We start from the raw sequence: 3,440 nt of genomic DNA, 5'->3' as shown, positions 1-3,440 counted from the left end.
TCTTAATGTTTTACAACGTTACTGCTAAAAATCGTAGAAACGGTTTGGTTGGCTAGGTCTATGATTTTTAGCTTTTGTTGGGCTTAGTTTTTTAATTCTATTTCATGAATATTTTCTGGAGCACACGATCCACTTATTATTTTATCTCCTTTTATTCTGTAAACTTGGTTAGGGCTATTCATTAGAGAATCACTGAATTCGGGAAGTGCAACTTTTATGTAACTTTTGTTTAATTCAAATTTAAAATCTGCATTATTTGTATTCACAAATTGAATCTTGTAATTGGTCTTATCAGTTTTATCAATATTATTTATTACAAACGTTTCTTCAAAGGTTTCATATCTACAACCTCCGCAACCATCACAGTCCTGATTAAAGTTACAACCAAGCATAAGAATAGTAAAACTGAAAATTAAAGTGGAATTATTTATTTTTAAATATTTCATATTCTAATTAAGCCCAACGTGTTTGTGTATGATTTCGTTGCGTGTTTCAGCATTAAAATTAGCAAATAATCACAGATAGAAAATTCCAGCGGAATTTTCGTAAGTAAGCCTTTACTTGCAATGAATTATACACATTGTTGGCAGTAGTTATTATTTGGAATCATTTCAGTTTTGTTTCTGTAATTTTATCATTTCCATAATACAGTGTTCCGCTTTTTATGAAATCAGATGTCAGATAAAAATATATCAAGATTCTGCTGTCATTTATAACTTTTGGTTTAAAATGAAAAACGTGTTTATCTGGAAATTCAGGACTACCCAAATTTATCGGAATTTTTATTCCGCTTACACCATCAATTTTGTAGTCCAAATATGTGTCCTTGATATTTGGGTCATAAGTCTCTTGCATTTTACTCGTTTCCTTTGGTTTCGTGTTGGTCACTAATTCAAATCGAGAATAATTATTCTTATCGTCCGCTATAAAAATATCTAAAGGCCGATATTGAAGTTTTGGTTTTTCACTAACGAGATAAAATTTATTAGGGTCAAACTCTCCTTTTTTAAGGTCAAGATTTTTTATGTCCACTTCTAAAACTGTAATTCTAAAACCATTGAGTATATCGATATAGGTTTTCGGATATTTACCTTTTAGTTTATCATTCTTCACGAATTCAATCTCTACAGAGTCTTGTTCGATTGTGGTCTTTTGAGCATAAGATTCGAAAGACAATAAGACTGTAAAAATTCCAATTATAATTAGAGATTTATAAGTTTCTAATTTGGACATACTTTATTTTAATTTGTATTCAGGGCTCGCTTTTCTAATTACTGCCAACGTGTTTGTGTATGATTTCGTTGTGGAATCATCCGCAGGATTATTCCGCTTAGAAATCAGCCGTTGATTTATACTTTTATTTTGGTGTGGTACAAAACCACAATGAATTATAGCCATTGTTGGCATTAGTTTTCTTCTTTATTCATCTCTAAATATCCTCTTGGGTCAAAATATGGTCGGATATATGATATTGAATCATTCCTAAATTTAATGTGGTCTATTACAGGAATTATTAAAGAATCCTTTGGGAAGCCAACATTAAAAATCAAACAAGAATTATTCTTTTCTGAGACGATTGATTCAAGTTTTAATTCTGCATCCTTAAATGAAAGAGCAATTGCACCTAAAAACTGTCGAACTTGGCTTTCCCCAATAATACTTTCATTTAGTAGTGGTCCTTCAAAAACAACATCGCTAGTTAAAGGAATAGATTTAACATTATTAATTTTAAGTCCCTTAAAATATAATTCTACGATTTCTGTATTGCTATTATCAATTACAGGCACTTTTTCATGCTCCTTACAAGAAACAGTTAAAATCAGTAAAAATAAAAGTTTATGTAGTTTCATATTTTTCAAATTAATGCCAACGGTCTCGGCTATGCGTAGTTGTGTGGATTAGCGATTAACTTTGCAAGTACACACCAAACTAAAAATCCGCGAGGGTTTTCAGAAGTGAGCGAGAACAAGCAATTACTTATAGCCAATGTTGGCATTAGTATTATTATTTTAACTTCAATCAAATAGTCAAATTACAAACTACAATTGCCATTCGCAAAATCAGTATTATTTAATGGATTAAAACCATTACTGGTTAATTGTATCAATTGACCATTGTAATCATCATAAATATTTATAATTAGTTGAAGAATTCCGCATAAATCTATTAATGATTCGTTAGCACCAACCCTAACAGTTCCATTAACATAAGTTATATTACTTAAGGCATCTATATTAGTTATTAGGCTATTTCCTGTAATGATGATTTTGTTTTCAACGTGATTTATATTTTGTAATCCATCGATATCTGTAATTTCATAATTTTGATGAATTTCCAATTCATTTTCGATGTTAGTAATACCTTCTAAACCGTTTAGATTATTCAAAGAAAAGTTGTTTCTTATTTTAAGTGAATTTAGGCTGGAAGTAACATTTCTCAAACCATAAATACTTTCTAAAGCAAAATTTTGAGTTATATCGATATTTGTAGTGTTGTTAAGGTTTTCCAAACCATCAATATTTTCTAACGCACTAGCATTACCATCATTGCTAAAGAAAAACAAATTACCTGCAAATGTAAGGCTTTGTAAACCGTTTAAATTAGTCAACAAGGAATTTTCAAAAATTTTAAAAGTTTCTCCGATACTTTCAAGATTTTCTAACCCTTCTAAATTTTCCAAATAGCTTCCAGAAAGATTCAATTCTTTACCTATTGTTATTAAACTACCTAATCCATTCAAATTGCGTAATTGCTCATTACCACTTATTGATACATCCTCTTCCACACTAGTAATATTATTAAGCCCTATTAAATCAGTTATTGCGTTATTGTCAACAATGCTTATATAATTAACAGAGGTTATGTTTGTTAATGAAGATAAATCTTGTAAACTTGGATTGTTTTCTATTTCTATTGTCTCAACAGAATTTATGTTTTGCAGACCTGTTAGGTCGTTTAAAAATGTATAATATATTGCTAGTCTGCCATTGACAGTTGTAATGTTTTGTAAGCTGCTAATGTCATTAATTGCTCCATTAAGTATTAATGAACCATTTATTACTGCATAACAATCACTATTAAATGAATTTACCTCTTCTTGACTTTCAAAAATTAAGTCTCCTTGGAAAATTTCACTTGCACAGTCATTATTTTCGTTATTACTGTCAGAGGAACAGCTATTGATTAATAAATGGACAATTCCAATAATTAATATTATAATCGTTTTTTTCATTTCAATAAAATAGTTTAATGATTTGTCAATATTACTGCCAACGGTTTTGTGTATGGCTCGTTGCGGAAAATCAGCTATGATTTTCCGCCGTAACCGAAAGATAACAAATTGCAATGAATTCTGGATTAGGAATTCAACCGCAATGAGCTATACACGTTGTTAGCCACTGGTTTTATATTAAATAAAATGTTAATTAGAATTGTCTTGG

4 protein-coding genes are annotated in these 3,440 nt (G+C 29.9%); all 4 read right to left on the bottom strand.

Annotated features, from left to right (window positions below; all coding sequences use genetic code 11):
• Positions 1-83: 83 nt before the first annotated feature.
• Positions 84-446 carry a hypothetical protein gene (locus HRU49_RS14350; protein ID WP_296358362.1) on the bottom strand — a complete coding sequence of 121 codons (363 nt, stop codon included), beginning with the start codon at positions 444-446 and terminating at the stop codon, positions 84-86.
• Positions 447-606: 160 nt separating this feature from the next.
• The gene (locus HRU49_RS14345; protein WP_296358360.1) at positions 607-1,233 is read right to left on the bottom strand and encodes a hypothetical protein; all 627 of its coding nucleotides are present in this window, start codon (positions 1,231-1,233) and stop codon (positions 607-609) included.
• Positions 1,234-1,406: 173 nt separating this feature from the next.
• A complete protein-coding gene (locus HRU49_RS14340; protein WP_296358358.1) occupies positions 1,407-1,850 on the bottom strand; it encodes a DUF4904 domain-containing protein in 444 nt (147 codons plus the stop codon).
• 182 nt (positions 1,851-2,032) lie between these two features.
• A complete protein-coding gene (locus HRU49_RS14335) occupies positions 2,033-3,232 on the bottom strand; it encodes a hypothetical protein (RefSeq protein ID WP_296358356.1) in 1,200 nt (399 codons plus the stop codon).
• Positions 3,233-3,440: the final 208 nt, after the last annotated feature.

The sequence above is a fragment of the Winogradskyella sp. genome, from assembly GCF_013213975.1.
Lineage (GTDB): Bacteria > Bacteroidota > Bacteroidia > Flavobacteriales > Flavobacteriaceae > Winogradskyella.
The sequence above is the reverse complement of the archived record's forward strand: the minus strand, read 5'-3'. Positions and strand labels throughout refer to the sequence as shown.

What these genes read in the sequence shown, in the direction of transcription:
- HRU49_RS14350 (WP_296358362.1), bottom strand. Translation starts at nt 446, where the DNA reads ATGAAATATTTAAAAATAAATAATTCCACTTTAATTTTCAGTTTTACT.
- HRU49_RS14345 (WP_296358360.1), bottom strand. Translation starts at nt 1,233, where the DNA reads ATGTCCAAATTAGAAACTTATAAATCTCTAATTATAATTGGAATTTTT.
- HRU49_RS14340 (WP_296358358.1), bottom strand. Translation starts at nt 1,850, where the DNA reads ATGAAACTACATAAACTTTTATTTTTACTGATTTTAACTGTTTCTTGT.
- HRU49_RS14335 (WP_296358356.1), bottom strand. Translation starts at nt 3,232, where the DNA reads ATGAAAAAAACGATTATAATATTAATTATTGGAATTGTCCATTTATTA.